This is a genomic window from Labilithrix sp. (genome assembly GCA_019637155.1).
Lineage (GTDB): Bacteria > Myxococcota_A > Polyangia > Polyangiales > Polyangiaceae > Labilithrix.
In genome coordinates this window covers 296,066-313,846 of record JAHBWE010000014.1, presented here as the reverse complement: position 1 = coordinate 313,846, position 17,781 = coordinate 296,066, and the positions used below count along the sequence as shown (strand labels likewise).

Here is a 17,781-nt window from a genome sequence, read left to right as displayed (position 1 = left end):
TGCGGCAGCGCTGAGCTCGATGCTACGAAAGCTCATGCCGGCAACGCGAGGTGCACACGAGCCGTGTCCGATCGTCGTCGGGACCGACTTCTCGCGGCCCGCCCACAACGCCGTCGCGCGCGCGATCCAGATCGCGCAGGCGAACGCCGCGACCCTCCACGTCGTCCACGCGTCCCGGACGCTCCCGAAGGCGCTGGCCCGCGCGTTCGGCGCGACGAGCGATCGAACGCTCCGCGCCGCGCTTCGTGAGGCGCTCGACGAGGCGCGCGCCGCGGGCGTCTCCGCGCGGTCGCACCTCGTCGACGCCGGCGCCACGCTGGGGATGTCGAAGAGCATCAAGGAGCTGAAGCCCGCGATCGTCGTCGTGGGAGCGCGCGGGCGCGCGACGCGCGACGCGTTCGTCGGGTCCACCGCCGAGCGGCTCGCCGTCTTCGGAGGTCGCCCGGTGCTGCTCGTTCGCCGGCCCGCGACGCGGCCGTACAAGGAGGTCGTGATCGCGACCGACGTCGACTCCGCGATCGCGGACGGCGTGGCGGCGGCGGACGTCGTCGCGCCCGCCGCGCCGCGCTCCGTCGTCCACGCCTACGAGGGGCCGTTCGAGCATCGTCTCAGGCTCGACGGCGCCCGCCCCGCCGACATCAGCACGTACCGCGCGCAGACGCGGCAGGAGGCACGAGCCACGATGTCGAAGGTGCTGCGGGACGCCGGGGTGGACGAGTCGCTCCTGCATCTCTTGCACGGGAGCGCGCCGCACGTGCTCCACCGCGTCGAGGCGAACGCGCTGCTCGTGATCAACCGCCACCGCTCGCTCGCGCGCCACCTCGTGCTGGGCAGCACCACGCGCCACGTCATCGCCTACGGCGCGTCGGACGTCCTGATCGTCTGAGCCGAGCCACAGCTGGGTCGGAATGCCACGCGCGATCGCGTGCGACATACACGCAGTTTCGCGCGGTTGGCGCGGGCGCGCCGCTTGCTCGTCGACTCCGGCATGAAATGGCTCGTTCTCGCCGGCGCGATCGCGCTGGTCGCATGCGGCGGCGAGGGACCGGCGGAGCCCGTCTCGACGAGCTCCGCGACGGAGCCGCTCGGCACGGCGACGCTCCACTGGACGCTGATGGGGAGGGCCGACGACGCCGCGTGCACGGACGAGAGGGCGGCGGTGATCGACGTCGCGCTCGTCAGCCCCGACACCGGCGGCGTGCTCGCGTCGTTCCAGGAGCCGTGCGCGAGCTTCGTGACGTCGCTCCCGCTCGCGCCCGGGAGGTACGCCGCGCGCGCGCGTCTCTTGGACACGAACGGCGAGCCGCGGTCCCAGCTCGTCGAGCTCGCGCCGTTCACGATCGAAGACGCGAGCGTGGTCGTGCAGGAGATCGTCTTCGCGCCGATCGCGAGCGATCAGGCGAGGAGCGGGAGCGGCGTGTAGCTCGGCGCGTTCGGGAGCGGGAACTGACCGGCGAAGGGCGCCTCTGCAACGCCGAGCACGCGCCTCAGCTCGTGGTGAATGTGCGCGGGATGGATGCGCGCGCCGTTCGCGTCGCTGTCGGGGAGGGTGACGGTAGGGTTGTCGCGCGCGATGCGGAGGACCTTGTGCCCTTCGTCGGTGCGGCCGATCGCGCGGCCGCCGCGGATGCCCGGACCGGCGAGGAGCGCGGAGGTGACGTTCCAGTGGTCCTTGCCGTTGCCGGTGTTGTAGCGCGGCGTGCGCCCGAAGTCGGACGTCACCATGATGAAGAGCTTGTCCTTGAGCCCGAGCTGCTCCGAGCGGAGGAGCACGTAGCGGAGGCGCGCGAGGAAGCGGCCGAGCGCCTCGCCCTGCGCGACGTCGTGGTTGCCGTGCGTGTCGAAGCCGCCTTGCGCGTAGGTCGCGGAGGCGGTCACGCCCGCCTGGAAGCAGCGGAGCACCGTCTCGAGCGGGCGGCCGAGATCGGCGAAGCGCGTGACGGGGCTGTCGTCGCGCACCGGCGCCGAGAGGTACGCCGCGGTCGCGGGCGCGAGGCCGGCGTTCAGCTCCGCCGCGGTGGGGGCCGGCGCCTCGACGACGCTCTTCAGCAGGTTGACCGACTCGCCGCCGCGGATCGCGTCGCGCGTCGCGCCGTAGGTACGCTTCGTGCGCGGGAGCGTGACGCCGCCCTGGAGCTGATCGAGGCGCTTCGCGCGGAGCTCCTGGATCCGCCGGACCGCGACCTCGGAGAGGAGCTGGTTGTCGTCGTCCGCGGCGGCGCGGAACGGATCGACGAGGAGCTTCACCTTGTCGCCGGGGAAGCGCGAGATGCCGACCACGTCGCCGGTGCGGTTGTACGGACCGGCGGCGATGAAGGCCATCGGCACGTCGCGCTGCTTCGCGACTGTGCCGGCGAAGAGGGCCGCCAGCGCCGGGAGCTCGACGTCGTTGTGACCGCAGGCGAGCGCCTGGACGCCGGTGTCGTGGTTGTTGGTCTGCGTGTCGACGCCGTTGAGGACGAGGACGTCCTTGCCGACGGTGCTGAAGAAGTGCGCCGGGTCCTCGATCGGTCCGCCGTTGTTGCCGTCGATGCGGAGGGTGAACGGCCCGTCGCGCCCCTCGGTCGGCACGATGATGCCGTTGACGTCGCGCACGGCGGTGACGACGCGGTTCTCGTAGACCGGCGTCGGGCCCTCGGCGGTGACCTTCGCGTCGCAGAACATGGTCGGGTCCCACCCGCCGCTCGCGTGCATGTGGAGGAAGTAGGGGCCGCCCCACGTCGTCCCCTCGGCGTGGGCCTCGTTCGTGCGGAACCCCCACGGCGAGAAGAGCGCGATGCCCGTCATCGAAGCCAGCTTCAGGAATGCTCGGCGATCCATCGGTCGACTCCTCTTCGTCATTCGTGGGTGAAGCGATAGTCCTGGAGCAGGAAGGTCATGACCGCCTGCCAGGATCGCACGGTGAAGTTCTCGTCGCGGTTCAGCACCATCCCGGGCTCGTACGGTGCCTTGTCGGGGCGCGGCCTGAGCGCGTCGTACTGCGGGCGGATGTTGCCGTCCTTGTCCGGACCGAAGCGCGCGGGCTTGTCCCAGTCCTTGTCCGCGACGCAGCGGTTGTTGGGAAGGCGCGTGTTGCCGTCCTTCTGCGTGAGGTTCCTGTCCTCGTGGTCCTTCCAGACGTCGACGAAGAGCGCGTACGCGTCGTCGACCTCGGGCGAGCGCGCGTCGACCGTCTGGCCGAGCAGGCGCCAGTAGAGGTACTTGATGTTCTCGCGGATCTTCGTCTCCGCGTCGGGCGACGGGATGAGGTCCTGCCCCGCCGCGGTGCGCGGCGCGAACGGCGTCGTCGTGAGCTCCACCTCCCTGAAGAGGCGGCGCTCCGCGGGCGGCTTCGTGAAGTCGTAGCTCGTCGCGCGGCAGGCCACGATCGAGGCGGTGTACTGGCTCGTCGCCAGCATGATCGGGCTCATCGTCTCGGCGCGCTTCGTCACGTCGTTCGAGTCGATGCCGCCGTAGGTGAGGCGCCAGTCGTTGTCGTCGACGAGGTCGTTCTTGCGGTACCCGTCGCGCGCCCGCGCCTCGTTCTTCGCGATCGAGTCGTTGGCGAAGTAGTAGAGGCCGGTCGTCGCCTTGTACTTGCGGCCGAGCATCTCGGGCGTGAGGAGCCGCCCCTGCCCGAGGCCGTCGTGGAGCGCGTCCTTCGCCGCGTCGCCCGACTTCGCGCGGAAATACGCGCTCTTGACGATCGCGACGACGACCTTGCGGAGGTCGTAGCTCGACGCGGCGAATTCGTCGCCGATCTTCACGAACCAGTCGCTCTGGACCGTGTACGCGCGGACGCGGTCGGCGTAGTCGGGCGCCTCCTTGTCCTGCGGGAACGAGAGCGGCTCGTCGCCCACGATGCCGCGGAACATGACCTGCGTGACGGAGATGCCGAAGCGCGAGTCCTTCGGGATCTGCGCGCCGAGCCACATGATCGCGTTGCCGTAGTTGTCGGGCGGCATCTGCACGGTGTTGAAGCCGGGCGGCAGCATGTCGTCGTGCCACTTGTCGCCGGCGTCGAAGCGCGAGAGCGAGTTCGACTCGCTGAAGCCGCGGAACCCGCCCGCGATCGGATCGATGACGGTGTGGCAGACGGAGCACATCGGCGAGTTCGCGGTCGGGTTCTGGACCGACGTGAGCGCGGTCGAGTCGACGGGGCGCTGCGCGAACTTGAGGATGTCGGTCGCGAGGAAGGTCTTGAGCACGACGCGCGCGCGCTTGCGGCCCTTGTTCGTCGGCGTCGTCTCCCAGCGCGAGAGGAACGACGGGGTGGAGAGGACGCCGGCGACCGGGACGCCGAAGGTCGCGCTGGGCTTGTTCTCCTCCACCCGGTTCTGCACCGGCGCGAAATCGATCCGCTTCCACTCGAGGAACGACTCGGGCGTGAGCGGCGCCTCGTGCGGGAGGCCGTAGAGCTTGGCGGTATATGGATTGGCGACGACGTAATTGCCAGTGACGACCTCGGAGAACGGGAGGCGATTACGGACTACGTATTCGATGAAGCGGAGGGGCTCCTGCGTCACCGACGCGGTCGCCCAGGTCCGGTGCTCGCCGGTGTAGCCGGGGTACTTGTCGTCGTAGAGCATCGGCGCGTTCTTGAACTGGTCGCCGACGTTGGCGTCGAGGCGGCGCTCGGTGAGCAGCGCGTCGTTCCAGATCTCGCGCAGGACGTCGTAGAAGAGCTCCTCGTCGGTGAGCTTCTCGACGAACGTGTCGAGCCCCTCGTCGGTCTCGACCTCCTTCAGCTCCTCGTCGGTCGGGAAGCGGCCGCCGAGGAGGATCGCCGCCTTGCGCGCGGTCTCCTTGTTCTCGAGGTACTCGACGCCGAGCTGATCGTTGCCGTTGCACTGCTTGTCGCCGCCGGCGCGGAGCTCGCCGATGAACGACTTCAGCGTCTTGTACTCCTCCGACTCGGGGCTCAGCACCTTGCCGCCGCCGTGCTCCCACTCGCCGAGGGGCTTGAGGAGGATGAGGGGCGTGTCGTCGACCTCGAGCCGGGCATACTGCCGGAGGGCGTTGAGGTTGGCCGAGACGAAGTCCGGGTACGTGTCCCGGTACATCTTGAACTTCGCGCCGCGCTGCTCGGCGGCGCCGCCCGGCGTGTGGCACGACGCGCACGTCACCATCGCCTTGCCGTAGACCTGCGCCGTGAAGTACTCGCGCGTGCTCACGCACGTGGACGCGCTGGCCGACGATGTTTCTTCATCCGAGCCGCAACCCGCGACCGCGCCGCTTCCGACGAGCGCGGCGACGAGCAGACCCAGAGCAAGCGACGCTTGCCGCATCGAGCACCTCCGCCTGCGATCGAATCCGCCCGCCGCGTCGCGGTCAATAGCTCAGCGAGATAGCGACGATTGCTTACTCGCGCCGCGTTTGTCCGACAGCATCGTCGCGCGGCGAGCGCTATCGGTCGCGCGCGGCGACCTGCTAGCCTGCGGCAATGCGGGCAGCCAACGTCGGCATCTTCGCAGCGGCGATGGTCGCGCTCGCCGTGGCCTGCGGCGCGGACGACGAGGACGAATCGGCGCCGAGCGCGAGCAGGACCGACGCCGGCGCGGCGCGGTTCGTCCCCGCGGAGGCCCCGCCGATGCCGCCGATCCCGGAGGGCGCGGGCCCTGCTCCTCCGCGCCCGAACACCAGCTCGACGAGCACGTCGACGTCGTCGAGCTCGTCATCGTCGTCGTCGTCGTCATCGTCATCATCGTCGTCGAGCTCGAGCACCACGAGCGGAGCCCCTCCGCAGGACGCCGGACCCGACGCCAACTGACCCCGAAGGAACCATGAAGAGACTGTTACTGGCTTGTCTTGCCGGCGGCGCGCTCGCGGCCGCCCAGACGTCTTGCAGCAGCAGCGACGACGCAAAACCGCGCGTCTGCAGCTCCGAGGTGACGCCGCCGTCGTTCGAGCCGAGCACGCCTACGGTCTCGTTCTCGCGCGACGTGATCCCGATCATCACGCGGACCTGCGTGGACCCGCTCTGCCACGGCGACGCGACGGGCACGACCTCGATCTACTTGAACGGCGGCGCCGCGGCGACGCACGCCGCGCTCGTCGGCAAGCCCTCGTCCAAGCTCCCGAGCATGTCGTACGTGAAGTCCGGCGATCCAGCGGAGAGCTTTCTCATGCGCAAGCTCGACGCGACGCAGTGCGCCCTCGACGCCCAGTGCACCGGCGGCACGTGCGGCGACTCGATGCCGAACGAGCAAGACCAGCTCCCCTCCGGCGAGCGCGACACCATCCGCCGCTGGATCGCCCAAGGCGCCAAGAACGACTGAACGGCCGCCGAGCGCTCAGCGGACGTAGACGACGAGGCGCTTGAGGGCGACGTCTTCGTTGCTGCGTGGTTGGTCGGCCATGAGGCGGACCTCGAGCGGTCCTGCGCTCGCGCTCGGCAGCTTGACGGTGGACAAGCGCGGGCCCGGCGCGACGGCTTTCGTGCAGTCGGCGCCGCGTGCGTCTTGGGCCCAGAGGTCCTTCGTGGTTTGCCAGACCTCCTCGGGGTAGCCGGTCGTCACGGCGGTGTCGCACAGGAAGTTGGCGCCGACGAACGAGGCCGGCGTCCTCGCGCCCTTGTCGCAAGGACAGTGGTTCTCGGGCTCGATGGTAGCGTCCTCGGTGAGCCCGACCGCGAACGAGAAGACGTGCGCGCGCTTGCCGTCGATGGTCGTCGTGACCGAGACGCCATCCATGTACGCCCTGTCGAGGTCGTCGCTGTGGAACGCGTCCGGCGACGCGCGCTGGCGGCCGACCGCGGAGAGGAGGACCTCCGTGAACGAGGAGAGGGGCGCGTCGAAGACGACGCCGTCGACCTGGTTCGTCGCGCGCCGGCATCCGCCCGGCTCGGCGTCGAAGCGCCAGGCGCTCGGGCACCCGTCGCGCGCGGCGTCGAGATCGATCGCGCGCGTCCAGCCCCCTCCGGCGAGGCTCATCTCGCAGTGCAGGGTGCGAGCTCCGATCGTGAAGGCTCCGCTCTCGGCGCTGGGGTTCGCGCGGAGAATGTCGGCGCAGCTCGTCGCGCTCGACGGGTCGACCGAGCCGCTGGAAGATCCGCCGTCGACGATGCCCTCGTCGTTCGAGCCTCCGTCGGGCACCGTCTCTCCGCCCGACTCGGCGGCGTTCGCGGCGTCCCCGGAGAGACCGTCCGTCGAGACGACGAGCGAGCAGGCTGCCATCGCCCCGAGCGCCGCGACACCCCCGAGGACCGCGATCGCGGAGGATGGCGAAGCGGCCATTCGCTCATGCTACGCGACGCCGTCGTCCAAGAGGAAGCCGGCGGCGGCACCCACGTCAGGGGCAGCCATCGACTTCGTGGGCGCCTGGGGTGACGGGTGCGCTGCGTGGCGCCGACGCGTAATCGTTCGGCACCTCGTTGGACGCTCGGCGCGGAGCGTCTACAAGGACGGAGTGACGAAGAGACATGGTCTTCCGCGCGCGGTCGTCGCTGCGCTGCTCCTCGTGGCCCCGGCCCGCGCATCCTCCGCCGACGGCGCCGACACCGATCACGACGGGACGCCGGACGCCACCGAGATCGAGCTCGGGCTCGATCCGAAGGTCGTGACCATCCCCGAGCCGCTGCTCTTCGACATGGTCCGCGGGCTCGGGGCGCGGCGCGGCGAGCTCGAGGTGAACGCGCTCGTGCAGACCGTCTCGCGCGGCGAGCACCTCGTGACGGGCGGGCCCGAGCTCGAGTACGTCTTCGCGAACGGCTACGGCGTGGAGCTCGAGCTCCCCGCGTCGTCGAAGGGCATCGACGCGTGGAAGGCCAGCGTTCAAGGCACGCTCCCCGCCATCGCGGACGGGATGATCACCCATGGCTGGCTCGCCACCGGCGAGTACCTCCTCGGACCGCCGGGGGTCCGCGCGACCGGCCTCTACATCGCGGCCGCGCGGTTCGATACGCGCTGGAGCGTGCTCACGATGATCGGCGCTCGCGTCTCGGGGCGGCGGCGCGGAGGGAGCGGCCACGCCGGCGTCGTCAACCCGAGCGTGTTCTACGATCTCTCCGGCCACCTCACGATCGGCGTCGAGGCCAACTCGATCCTGGAGGGCGACGGCACGCGCGACCTCGTCCTCCTGCCGCAGATCCACTGGCAACCCACGCGCGAGCTGAAGCTCCAGCTCGGGAGCGGCGCCCAGGTCGACGAGGCCGGCGCGACGTTCCTGTCGGCGCTCAGGATCTCGTTCATGTACTGACGCGCGGGCGGTAGAGTGCGCGCGCGATGAAGCTCTATTACTCGCCGCAGGTCTGCTCGCTCGTGGTCCACGCCGTCCTCCGCGAGCTCGGCTTGCGGTTCGAGCTCGAGAAGGTCGACTTCAAGACGAAGATCACCGCCCACGGCGAGGCGCTCGCCACGATCTCGCCGAAGGACTACGTGCCCGTCCTCGAGCTCGACGACGGCGCGCGGCTCACCGAGCTCTCCGTCATCGTCCGCTACCTCGCCGACCAGCACCCCGTCGCGAAGCTCGCCCCGCCGCCCGGCACCTTCGAGCGCGTCCGCTTCGAGGAGCTCCTCCACTTCATCGCGACCGAGCTCCACAAAGGTTTCGCGCCGTACACGATGATCCCGGGCATGTCGCCGGAGTCGCTCGCGTGGACGAAGGAGCGGCTCGCGAGCCGGGTCGAGCTCTTGCGCGTTGAGCTCGGCGACCGCGCGTTCATCTTCGGCGATACCTTCACCGTCGCGGACGCCTACGCGTTCTGGGCGCTCCGCGCGTACAGCTTCCTCACGAAGACGAAGCTCGAAGGCACGCTCGAGGACTACCTCGCGCGCATGACGGCGTGGCCGAGCATCCAGGCCGCGGTCGACCACGAGAAGCGGCACTGAGCCGGGCTCGTCCGCCGGCGTCAAAAACCGAACATCTGCGTCCAGTAATGGGCATATCGCGTGCCGGGGGCGGCCGCGTGGCCAATGCCCATCACGTGATAGCTCGGCGTCATGATGTTTCCGCAGTGGCCGGAGCTGTTCATCCACTGCTCCACCGTGTCCTCCGGCGACGCGTTGCCGGCCGCGATGTTCTCCGCGATACCGCGATAACTGTAACCGGCATTCCGCGCGCGCTCGCCCGGCCCCGTGCCCTCGGGCGACTCGTGGCTGAAGTAGCCGCGGCGCCCCATGTCCGCACTGTGTCCGCGCGACGCCTGGACGAGCTGCGCGTTCATCGCGAGCGGCCCTGCCGGTCCGAACGACGCGTCCCCGCACGTCGCCCCGCGCGCACGTCGCTGGTTCACGAGATCGAGCACCCGCATCTCGTCCGCCGTGAACGCGCCGCTCGGCGCGGGCGACGGCGACGGGGATGGGGATGGGGACGGCGACGGTTGCGGTTGCGGCTGCGGGGCCCAACCCGGCGGCCAGTACTTCGGATCGAACGGCCACGGGAGCTCGCCCGGCGCCGGCGCCGGAAGCGAGACCCCTGGCGGGAGGAGGAAGCCGAACGGGCCCATCGCCGCTCCGGTCTGCGGGGCCGGCGCATGGGGAGGCGGGCCGTACGCCGGCTGCGGGGTGTAGGGGCGAAGCGGCGCGACGGGGGGCGGAGCTTCGCGCTTGCAGCCGGTTACGGTCACGGCGAGCGCGAGGAGCAGGAGAGGTGCACGGAGCGACATCGTGACCGCCTAGGATACGACGTGCACGCTCGCTGCAAGTTGCCGGCGTGATTGGATCCGGCAGCTGGTCACGGCTGTGAGCGACCGGGGCCCGAATCCCCGTAACTTCGCGCACTTGGCGTCGCGTCAGGGGCCGGCATCGACGGTGCAGCATGGGCGATCGATGAAGACGCTCAACATCGTGCTCGCTGGTCTCACCACCGTCGTCGTCGCCGCCGCGGCGACGGGATGCTCGGCCCCCGAGCTCGAGAAGAAGGAGCGACGGTCGTCGACGACCTCCGCGCTCGGGAAGCCGAAGCCCACCCTCAAGACCGCCGCGTCGAAGGAGACGACCGCGCAGTACGGCATCACCGAGTGGCGCATGTTCCGCGGGAAGAAGGACCTCTTCATGACGGGCTACGACGACTCCGGCAAGGCGGTGAAGGGCGTCTCGCTCTCGTTCGAGAAGGCGGAGGACAGCGACGACGCCGAGCTCGTCACGCACATCAACGACGGCTCCGGCATCACCGCCGCGCGGAACCTCGCGACGCAGAGCCTCGCGTCGGACGCGATCCCCGCCGACTCGGCCGACTTCATCCAGCAAGTCGCCGGCGACCTCGGCAACATCTCCGGGCTCCTCGGCGGCGAGCTCCCCGAGATCGGCGAGGAGGTGGTCGCGTGCGGCGCCAACCTCGCCGCGGTCTGCCAGCTCGCGCTGCAGTGCTGCGCCGGCCTCTGGTGGGGGAAGCCCGGCGACGTCGACTCGTGCTGGGCCGCGGCGAAGGCGGCCGTCGGCTCCGCCGCGCAATGCGCGCAGGCCGCCGTCGACATCGCGGGAGGCATCGACCTCTCGCATTACAAGCTGCCGAAGGGAACTGGGCATATCGACATCGGCGCGATCCTCGGCGGCCACGTCGAAAATCCGTTCTCCGGCGCCGGCGTCGCCGCGCTCGCAAACCCGTTTGGCGCGACGCGCGACCTGGTCGTCGACGCGGAGACCGGCGACGTCGACTTCGACAACACCGAGGAGTGAGCGCCGCGTTCAGGTTCGTGCTCAGTTGCCCTGGCGCCACCCTCCCCCGAGCGCCTGGTAGACGCCGACGCTGGCCTGGAGCTGCGCTTTTCGCGTCTCCACCAGCGTCATCTCGGCCTCGAGCGAGTCGCGGCGCGTGAGGAGGACTTCCATGTAGTCCGCGCGCGCGGACTGAAAGAGGATGTTCGATATCTCGACCGAGCGCGCGAGCGTCGCGACCTCTTGCTCTTTCAGCTCGTAGCTCTTTTGCAAGTTGTCGACGAGCGCGAGCTGGTTCACGACGTCGGTGAACGCCTGCAAGAGCGTGCGCTCGTAGTCGACGACCGCCTCGATCTGGAGCGCGTTCGCCGTTCGATACTGCGCCGCGATCGCCTGCCGGTTCAGGAGCGGCGCGGTCAGGTTGCCGGCGAGGTTGTAGACGACGGAGTCCGGCGTCGAGAGGAGGTGTCGCGCGTTGAAGGCGCGGTAGCCGGCGCCCGCCTCGATGCTGAGCGACGGATAAAACGCCGCCTTCGCGACCTCCACGTCCAGCTTCGACGCCCTCAGCGCGAGCTCCGCGCGCCGCACGTCGGGCCGGTTCTCGAGCAGCTCCGAGGGGAGGCCCGACGCGACCACCGGCAACGTGTCCTTGAACGCGGCGGCGTCGCGCTTCACCGGCTGCGGATAGCGCCCGACCAGGAAGTTGATGCGGTTCTCGGTCTGGACGCGCTCCTGCTCGAGCTCGTAGCGGCGGCTCTTGTTCTTGAGGACCTCCGCCTCGAAGCGCTGCACCGCGAGCTCCGTCGTCCGCGCGGCCTGCTTCTGCAGCTTCACGACCTCGAGCGCGCTCGCCTGTACTTCGATGTTGCGCGCGAGGACGTCGAGCTGATTGTCAATCCCGATGAGCTCGTAATACGAGCGCGCGATCTCGGCGACGATCTGCGTCACGAGGAAACGCCGCGCTTCGATCGTGGCGCGATAGCGGAGGTCCGCCGCCGCCGCGGCGTTCCGGAGCTTCTTCCAGACGTCGATCTCCCAGGAGCCGGAGAGGCCAAACTGGAAATCACCGAGGTCCTCCGGGAGGCCGTGGTCTTCGTCGCTCGCGCCCTGGCTCGTGTTCTTCCCCACCCGCTCGACGCCGGCCCCGGCGCCGGCGCGCACCTTGGGCAGGTATTCGCCGCGCCGCGCGTAGACCTCGTTCCTCGCGACGATGACCTCCTGGAGCCGGATGTTCAGCTCCTGGTTGTTGCGGAGCGCGGCGTCGACGAGCGCGCGCAGCTCCGGAGCGTGAAAGAGGTCGGTCGCGCCGGGGGCGGCGGCGGTCGCGGCGCCGAAGCTCGCCGGCACCTCGCGGTTCGGCTCGCGCGGCGGGTTCCCGTCGAGCGACGGGACGCAGGAGACGGCGAGGAGCGGGAGGAGCGCGAAGAGGAGCCTACACATGGTGCGCCACGTCCTCGGAGAGCGGCTCGTCCTCCTCGTCGCGGATCAGGCGCCGGCCCTCCGCCAGCGACGCGAACACGAAGTAGAGTCCGGGCACGATGACGACGCCGAAGACGGTGCCGAACAACATGCCGCCGAGCGCCGACGCGCCGATCGTGCGATTGCCGACCGCGCCCGGTCCCGTCGCGCCGACGAGCGGGATGAGGCCCGCGATGAACGCGAACGACGTCATCAAGATCGGGCGAAAGCGCATCCGGGCGCCCTCGATCGCGGCGCGCGCGATCGCCACGCCCTCCCGATGCTTCTGCACCGCGACCTCGACGATGAGCACCGCGTTCTTGCCGAGGAGCCCGACCAGCATCACGAGCCCGACCTGGGCATAGACGTCGTTGGCGAGCCCCATCGCCTTCAGGACCGCGAGCGATCCGAACACGCCGGCGGGCAGCGAGAGGACGACCGCGAACGGGAGGAGGAAGCTCTCGTACTGCGCTGCGAGCACGAGGTAGACGAAGACGAGCACGACGAGGAAGACGTAGAGCGCCTCGTTGCCGCGCTTCGCCTCGTCGAACGAGAGCCCCTCCCACGCGATGTCGTAGCCGCGCGGCAGCGTCTCCGCCGCCACCTCGCGGACCGCCGCGATCGCCTCCCCGCTCGTGTAGCCCTTCGCCGGCTCGCCGCGGATCGCGGCGGAGTTGTACATGTTGTAACGGGTAATCTCGTTCGGCCCCTGCGTCTTCCGCAGCGTCATGAACGCCGAATAAGGCACCATCTCGCCGCGGTCGTTCTTGACGTAGAGGTTCAGCACGTCGGACGGGAGGCGCCGGAACTCCGGAGCTGATTGGGTATACACCTTGAAGAAATTGCCGAATCGAATGAACCCCTGCTCGTAGGTGCTCCCGATCAGGATATCGAGGTTATCCATCGCGTTCTTGATCGAGACGCCCTTCTGCATCGCCAGCTCGTTGTCGATGACGACCTCGTACTGGGGATAGTTCGCGGCGTAGAACGTGAAGAGCCCGGTGAGCTCCTTGCGCTTGGCGAGGTTGTCCATGAGCTCTTTGTTGACGCGATCGAGCTCCTGGTAGTCGGTCTCGTTGCTCTTGTCCAAGAGGCGCAGCGCGAAGCCGCTCGCGGCGCCGTAGCCCGGCACCGCCGGCGGCTCGAAGAACTCGATCACGGCGCCGACGTCCTTCGACTTCTCCTCCAGCTCCTCGATGATCTGGGCGACCGATCGCTTGCGGGCGGACCCGCTCTTCAGGCTGATGAGGCAGGTGCCGGCGTTGGAGCCGCGGCCCTCGGTGAGGATCTCGTAGCCGGCGAGCGACGAGACCGACTCGACGCCGTCCACCTTCTGCGCGATCTCCTGGAGGTGCCGCGCGACGTCGTTCGTCCGCTCCAGCGTCGCGCCCGGCGGCGTCTGGATGATGCCGTAGATCATGCCCTGGTCCTCGCTCGGGACGAAGCCGGCGGGGAGGACCCGGTTCACGCCCGCGATCCCGAAGACGAAGACGGCGAGGAGCGCGAACGTCACGCTGCGCCGATCGACGATGCGCTCGAGGCCGCGCGCGTAGATGCCGGTGCCGCGCTCGAAGACGCGGTTGAAGGCGCCGAGCGCGACGCCGATCGGCGTCTTCCGCTTCGGCGTCCCGTGGTCGGGCCGGAGGATCATCGCGCAGAGGACCGGCGTGAGCGTGAGCGCGATCACGCCGGAGAGGACGATCGCCGTCGCCATCGTGATCGAGAACTGGCGGTAGAAGATGCCGACCGGGCCGGTCATGAACGCGACCGGGACGAAGACCGCGGTCATCATCAGCGTGATCGCGATGACGGCGCCGCTGATCTCGCCGAGCACCTTCTTCACCGCGAGGTACGGCGAGAGGCGCTCCTCCGCCATCTTCACGTGCACCGCCTCGACGACGACGATCGCGTTGTCGACGACGATGCCGATCGCGAGGACGAGCGCGAAGAGGGTGATGAGGTTGATCGTGATCCCGAACAGCTGCATGAAGAGGAACGAGCCCACGAGCGAGACCGGGACCGCGAGCGTCGGGATGAGCGTCGACCGCCAGTCGCCGAGGAACACGAAGACCACGAGCGCGACGAGGACGAACGCCTCCCCGAGCGTGTGCACGACCTTCTCGATCGACGCGTCGAGGAACGTCGAGACGTCGTAGCTGATCTTGTAATCCATCCCCGCGGGGAAGGAGGTCCGCTTCAGCTCTTCGAGCTTGGCCTTGACGACGCCGATCACCTCGCTCGCGTTGCTGCCGTACGTCTGTTTGAGCACGATCGCGGCGGAGGGGAGGCCGTCGAGGTTGGAATAGATGTCGAAGAACTCGCTCCCGAGCTCGACCTTCGCGACGTCTTTGAGGCGGAGCGTCTCGCCCTCGTGGTTGGCGCGGAGGATGATATTTTCGTATTGCGCGGGTTTGTTGTAGCGGCCCTCGTAGGTCAACACGTATTCGAGCGCCTGCGCCTGCTTGCCGGACGCCTGCCCGAGGCGGCCGGGCCGGCCGATGACGCTCTGCTCGTCGATCGCCTTCATCACGTCTTCGGTCGAGACGCCGTAGGCGCGCATCCGATCGGGGTTCAGCCAGATCCGCATCGCGTACTGGCGAGATCCGAGGATGCGCGTTTGGGCAATTCCCTTTACGCGCGTCAGCTCGGGGAGGAGATTGGCATTCGCGAAGTTGTAGAGGAACTTCTGGTCGGCGGTCTTCTCCGAGCTGTAGAGGTTGACGTACATCAACATGCTGGGCTGGACCTTGTTGACGACCACGCCCTCCAGCTGCACGAGCGGCGGCAGGCGATTGAGCACTTGGTCGACGCGGTTCTTCACGTTGACGACGGCCTGGTTCTCGTCGGTCCCCAGCTCGAAGATGACCTGAATCGTGGCCTCGCCGGCGCTCGTCGCGTCGGAGATCATGTAGCTCATGCCCGGGACGCCGTTGATCGCGCGCTCGAGCGTGATGAGCGAGGACTGCACGAGGACGTCGGCGCTCGCGCCCGGGAAGTCGAGCGTGACGATGACCCGCGGCGGCGAGATCTCGGGGAACTGCGAGACGGGCCGCGACTGCATCGCGAGGAGGCCGAGGAACGCGATGACGATCGACAGGACGATCGCGAGCACGGGCCGGTGGACGAACTTGGCGGTGATCATTCGGCCGGCACCTCGAGGTGCTCGAGCACCTCCGCCGGCGACTTGTATTCGACCGCGATCGCGGCGCCGTCGCGGACCTTGCGGAGGCCGTCGACGACGATCCGGTCGCGCTCGTCGAGGCCGCTCTCGACCGCGTAGACCTGCGGCATCTCCGCGGCGATCGTGATCGGGCGGGAGTGGACGACGCCCTTGTCGTCGACGACGTAGACGAACTTCTTGTCGAGGACGTCGAAGGTCGCCTTCTGCGGGACGAGGAGCGCGCGCGGGAGCGGCGCGGTCATGCGGACCTTCCCGGTCTCGCCGTGGCGGAGGAGGCCGCTCGGGTTCGGGAACGTCGCGCGAAACGCGAGGTTGCCGGTCTCGTTGTTGAAGTCGGCCTCGATCGTCTCGACCTTGCCGGGCTGCTCGAAGAGCTGCCCGTCGGCCATCACGAGCTGCACCGGCGTGGGAGCGGCGCCGCCGTCGGAGCGCGCCTGGTAGTGGAGATATTCGGTCTCGCTGACGTTGAAATAGACCCATACCGTGCTGTTGTCGGACAGCGTCGTGAGGAGGTCGCCCTCGTCGACGAGGCTGCCGATCCGCACGTGGAACCGGCCCATCATCCCGTCGAACGGGGCGCGGATCTCGGTCATCGATTTCTGGGTCGTCGCGAGCGAGACCTGCGCTTTGGCTCGATTGAGCTTCGCCTTCGCGAGCGCGAGCTCGTTGGGCGAGACGACGTTCTTCTCGGCGAGGAGCCGCGTGTTGTTCAGCTCGATCTCGCTGAGGTCGGCCTCCGCCTCGGCTTTCTGGACCTCCGCCTGGTACATGCGCGGCATGATCTGGAACATCCGCGCGCCGCGGGGGACACGTCTCCCTTCGTCGACGAAGATGCCTTGCAGATATCCCTTTTCGAGCGCGCGTAATTCGATGTGCTGGATCGCGCGGATCTGCGCGACGTAGTCTCGCGTGAGCTCGGTGTCCTTCCGGAGCGGGCTCGTCACGAGGAACTTCGTGTCGTCGGTGTGACTAGGATGATGTTCGCTCCGGCACCCCATCGAGAGGAGCACCGGCACGACGAGGAGCGTCGCGATTCGGGCCATGGCGCAATGTCCGAGCTCCGCCGCGCTGACCGCGACGGTCGAATGAAAATGGATGCGACGCCGGACCGAGCTGCCGGCCGGCGCGCGCGAGGGGTTGGGGACGGCGCCTAGACCGGCGGCCCGCGCGGGAGCCCGATACCCGCGACGAAGCGCGACGTATCGATCGGCAGCGCCCCGCGCTCCGCCGCCGCGGGCCGCGGCGCCCCCGGAGCCCAACGAAACGCCGGCGCATGCCCGACGACGTGCCAGAGCGGGTCATCGTCATCGTCGTCGTCGTCGAGGTCGACCTCGATCGCCTTCAGATCGACGGCGACCTTCTCGTCGTTCCCCCACGCATGCGACACATCGGACGCCCGCGCATCGCAGGCGCTCGCCGCCAGCCGCGGCGCGACCGCCGCCCCCGCCGTGCTCACGAGCCCGAACCACGCGAGCGCCATCAGCACCACGACCGACGACGCCACGAACCGCCACGCCCCGCGCCAAACATCGGCGAAACGAAGGCATGCGCAGGCCATGGCCTTCATCTAAGCCCCCACCCCCAGCCGTGTAAAGAAGCGAACACGACCACCCGCGCAACGACGCGGGGACGGACCGTACGGTCGGCCGCGGAGCGACCGCGTACGGCCGAGCCACCCCAGCGCCACCGCGCCGAACGAACGGAGCCGCACCGTCGGACGCGGAACGGCCGCGGGGCGTGCGGCTTCGCGGGCTGGCGGGTCAGTCGTCGGTTGCGTCGGCGAGGTTGCGGTCGGCGCCGGGTTTTCCCTCGGCGAGGTCCTCGTGCTCGCGCTCTTGTGTCGTTCCGCGGGCGCTCGAGAGCTTCATGTCGCCGTGCGGGTTGTCGCTCCGCACGACGGACTCTGCGTGGGCTCCGGCGTGCCTCGCCTCGGAGATGGGGTGCCGGCTGCCGGGCCGACCGGTCGCGAGCGTGTGGCCACGCCCGAGCTCGTCGGATTTCGTCTTCATGCTCTTCATGCTCTTCATGCGGTGATCGGCTGCATTCGACGTTCCGATATCCGGTATGCCGTATCCGGCGTGGTCCCGCCGGCCGTGCTGGTGCAACTTGCGCCATGCTCGCCGGGGATGGGGCGAACGGCGACGCGTGAAAGCCGCAAACGTCGAATCATTGCTGCGCTAACGGATGGACCATCGGTTGCACTTCGAACGATCGGCTCGGGGTGGATGTCGATGACCCAGGAGGATCCCAAACCAAAGGAGCCGCGCGTCTTTCGCAGCGGCGTCTATGCGCGACTGCACGACGCGGAGCTCCCCGACAGCGACCGCACGGTGGAAGACGTCATCCGCCACGCACGCGAAGCCGGCGCACGCGCGGAGGCCGCGCACGAAGACACGAACGCGGTCCTCGCCGAGTCGCACGCCGTCCGCACGCAAGCCCGCCTCGCCGCCGCGCCCGACGAACACCGCATGCGCGAGCTCCGCGAACGACTCCACCGCTGGCAAGCCGCCGTCCGCGAACGCAACGGCGACCCCTGACCTCGCGCACGCGGGTGAGGGCTCGTCGTGG

17 protein-coding genes are annotated in these 17,781 nt (G+C 69.2%); 8 read left to right on the top strand and 9 right to left on the bottom strand.

Translation table 11 applies throughout. The features are described 5' to 3' along the window. Positions 1–34: 34 nt before the first annotated feature. Entirely contained in the window at positions 35–886 is an 852-nt protein-coding gene (locus tag KF837_29215) for a universal stress protein (GenBank protein MBX3231441.1), read from the top strand. Positions 887–988: 102 nt separating this feature from the next. Next, positions 989–1,423, top strand: coding sequence for a hypothetical protein (locus KF837_29210; GenBank protein MBX3231440.1), 435 nt, complete (start codon positions 989–991; stop codon positions 1,421–1,423). On the opposite strand, the gene KF837_29205 is transcribed toward KF837_29210, so the two are convergent. Then, complete coding sequence (locus KF837_29205; protein MBX3231439.1) at positions 1,396–2,820, bottom strand: DUF1501 domain-containing protein; 1,425 nt, start codon at positions 2,818–2,820, stop codon at positions 1,396–1,398. The two genes, KF837_29210 and KF837_29205, sit on opposite strands and share 28 nt — an antisense overlap. Before the next feature lie 17 nt (positions 2,821–2,837). Further along, a complete protein-coding gene (locus tag KF837_29200) occupies positions 2,838–5,153 on the bottom strand; it encodes a DUF1592 domain-containing protein (GenBank protein ID MBX3231438.1) in 2,316 nt (771 codons plus the stop codon). Positions 5,154–5,422: 269 nt separating this feature from the next. Here KF837_29200 and KF837_29195 point away from each other — a divergent pair, with 269 nt between their 5' ends. Beyond that, positions 5,423–5,749: a hypothetical protein gene (locus KF837_29195; GenBank protein MBX3231437.1), complete on the top strand. Its 327-nt coding sequence runs from the start codon at positions 5,423–5,425 to the stop codon at positions 5,747–5,749. A gap of 13 nt (positions 5,750–5,762) precedes the next feature. Next, complete coding sequence (locus KF837_29190) at positions 5,763–6,257, top strand: hypothetical protein (protein ID MBX3231436.1); 495 nt, start codon at positions 5,763–5,765, stop codon at positions 6,255–6,257. 15 nt (positions 6,258–6,272) lie between these two features. Here KF837_29190 and KF837_29185 read toward each other — a convergent pair whose 3' ends face one another. Continuing rightward, a complete protein-coding gene (locus tag KF837_29185) occupies positions 6,273–7,214 on the bottom strand; it encodes a hypothetical protein (GenBank protein ID MBX3231435.1) in 942 nt (313 codons plus the stop codon). A 172-nt stretch (positions 7,215–7,386) separates the two neighbouring features. Here KF837_29185 and KF837_29180 point away from each other — a divergent pair, with 172 nt between their 5' ends. Both KF837_29180 and KF837_29175 read left to right on the top strand, forming a co-directional pair. Further along, on the top strand, positions 7,387–8,175 hold the full coding sequence (locus KF837_29180) for a hypothetical protein (protein ID MBX3231434.1): 789 nt from the start codon (positions 7,387–7,389) through the stop codon (positions 8,173–8,175). Between the two features lie 26 nt (positions 8,176–8,201). Beyond that, positions 8,202–8,807: a glutathione S-transferase N-terminal domain-containing protein gene (locus tag KF837_29175; GenBank protein MBX3231433.1), complete on the top strand. Its 606-nt coding sequence runs from the start codon at positions 8,202–8,204 to the stop codon at positions 8,805–8,807. A 20-nt stretch (positions 8,808–8,827) separates the two neighbouring features. On the opposite strand, the gene KF837_29170 is transcribed toward KF837_29175, so the two are convergent. Continuing rightward, on the bottom strand, positions 8,828–9,583 hold the full coding sequence (locus KF837_29170) for a hypothetical protein (protein MBX3231432.1): 756 nt from the start codon (positions 9,581–9,583) through the stop codon (positions 8,828–8,830). Positions 9,584–9,746: 163 nt separating this feature from the next. On the opposite strand from KF837_29170, the gene KF837_29165 reads away from it, so the two are divergent. After that, a complete protein-coding gene (locus KF837_29165) occupies positions 9,747–10,595 on the top strand; it encodes a hypothetical protein (GenBank protein ID MBX3231431.1) in 849 nt (282 codons plus the stop codon). 21 nt (positions 10,596–10,616) lie between these two features. Here the strand turns inward: KF837_29165 and KF837_29160 are convergent, their stop codons facing one another. The 5 genes from KF837_29160 to KF837_29140 all read right to left on the bottom strand — a co-directional run bounded on the left by KF837_29160 (position 10,617) and on the right by KF837_29140 (position 17,222). Continuing rightward, a complete protein-coding gene (locus KF837_29160) occupies positions 10,617–12,014 on the bottom strand; it encodes a TolC family protein (protein ID MBX3231430.1) in 1,398 nt (465 codons plus the stop codon). Further along, the gene (locus tag KF837_29155) at positions 12,007–15,174 is read right to left on the bottom strand and encodes an efflux RND transporter permease subunit (GenBank protein MBX3231429.1); all 3,168 of its coding nucleotides are present in this window, start codon (positions 15,172–15,174) and stop codon (positions 12,007–12,009) included. Before KF837_29155 ends, KF837_29160 begins: the two co-directional genes overlap by 8 nt. Beyond that, entirely contained in the window at positions 15,171–16,256 is a 1,086-nt protein-coding gene (locus KF837_29150) for an efflux RND transporter periplasmic adaptor subunit (GenBank protein ID MBX3231428.1), read from the bottom strand. The genes KF837_29155 and KF837_29150 overlap by 4 nt, the downstream gene beginning before the upstream one ends. A gap of 107 nt (positions 16,257–16,363) precedes the next feature. Continuing rightward, positions 16,364–16,717, bottom strand: coding sequence for a hypothetical protein (locus KF837_29145; GenBank protein MBX3231427.1), 354 nt, complete (start codon positions 16,715–16,717; stop codon positions 16,364–16,366). A gap of 256 nt (positions 16,718–16,973) precedes the next feature. After that, positions 16,974–17,222: a hypothetical protein gene (locus KF837_29140; protein MBX3231426.1), complete on the bottom strand. Its 249-nt coding sequence runs from the start codon at positions 17,220–17,222 to the stop codon at positions 16,974–16,976. Between the two features lie 216 nt (positions 17,223–17,438). Here KF837_29140 and KF837_29135 point away from each other — a divergent pair, with 216 nt between their 5' ends. Continuing rightward, positions 17,439–17,750, top strand: coding sequence for a hypothetical protein (locus KF837_29135; protein ID MBX3231425.1), 312 nt, complete (start codon positions 17,439–17,441; stop codon positions 17,748–17,750). Positions 17,751–17,781 lie beyond the last annotated feature (31 nt).

Coding starts and splice junctions, on each gene's coding strand:
- KF837_29170 (MBX3231432.1), bottom strand. CDS start 9,583: ATGTCGCTCCGTGCACCTCTCCTGCTCCTCGCGCTCGCCGTGACCGTA.
- KF837_29185 (MBX3231435.1), bottom strand. CDS start 7,214: ATGGCCGCTTCGCCATCCTCCGCGATCGCGGTCCTCGGGGGTGTCGCG.
- KF837_29210 (MBX3231440.1), top strand. CDS start 989: ATGAAATGGCTCGTTCTCGCCGGCGCGATCGCGCTGGTCGCATGCGGC.
- KF837_29205 (MBX3231439.1), bottom strand. CDS start 2,820: ATGGATCGCCGAGCATTCCTGAAGCTGGCTTCGATGACGGGCATCGCG.
- KF837_29175 (MBX3231433.1), top strand. CDS start 8,202: ATGAAGCTCTATTACTCGCCGCAGGTCTGCTCGCTCGTGGTCCACGCC.
- KF837_29155 (MBX3231429.1), bottom strand. CDS start 15,174: ATGATCACCGCCAAGTTCGTCCACCGGCCCGTGCTCGCGATCGTCCTG.
- KF837_29215 (MBX3231441.1), top strand. CDS start 35: ATGCCGGCAACGCGAGGTGCACACGAGCCGTGTCCGATCGTCGTCGGG.
- KF837_29165 (MBX3231431.1), top strand. CDS start 9,747: ATGAAGACGCTCAACATCGTGCTCGCTGGTCTCACCACCGTCGTCGTC.
- KF837_29190 (MBX3231436.1), top strand. CDS start 5,763: ATGAAGAGACTGTTACTGGCTTGTCTTGCCGGCGGCGCGCTCGCGGCC.
- KF837_29195 (MBX3231437.1), top strand. CDS start 5,423: ATGCGGGCAGCCAACGTCGGCATCTTCGCAGCGGCGATGGTCGCGCTC.
- KF837_29135 (MBX3231425.1), top strand. CDS start 17,439: ATGTCGATGACCCAGGAGGATCCCAAACCAAAGGAGCCGCGCGTCTTT.
- KF837_29150 (MBX3231428.1), bottom strand. CDS start 16,256: ATGGCCCGAATCGCGACGCTCCTCGTCGTGCCGGTGCTCCTCTCGATG.
- KF837_29140 (MBX3231426.1), bottom strand. CDS start 17,222: ATGAAGACGAAATCCGACGAGCTCGGGCGTGGCCACACGCTCGCGACC.
- KF837_29160 (MBX3231430.1), bottom strand. CDS start 12,014: ATGTGTAGGCTCCTCTTCGCGCTCCTCCCGCTCCTCGCCGTCTCCTGC.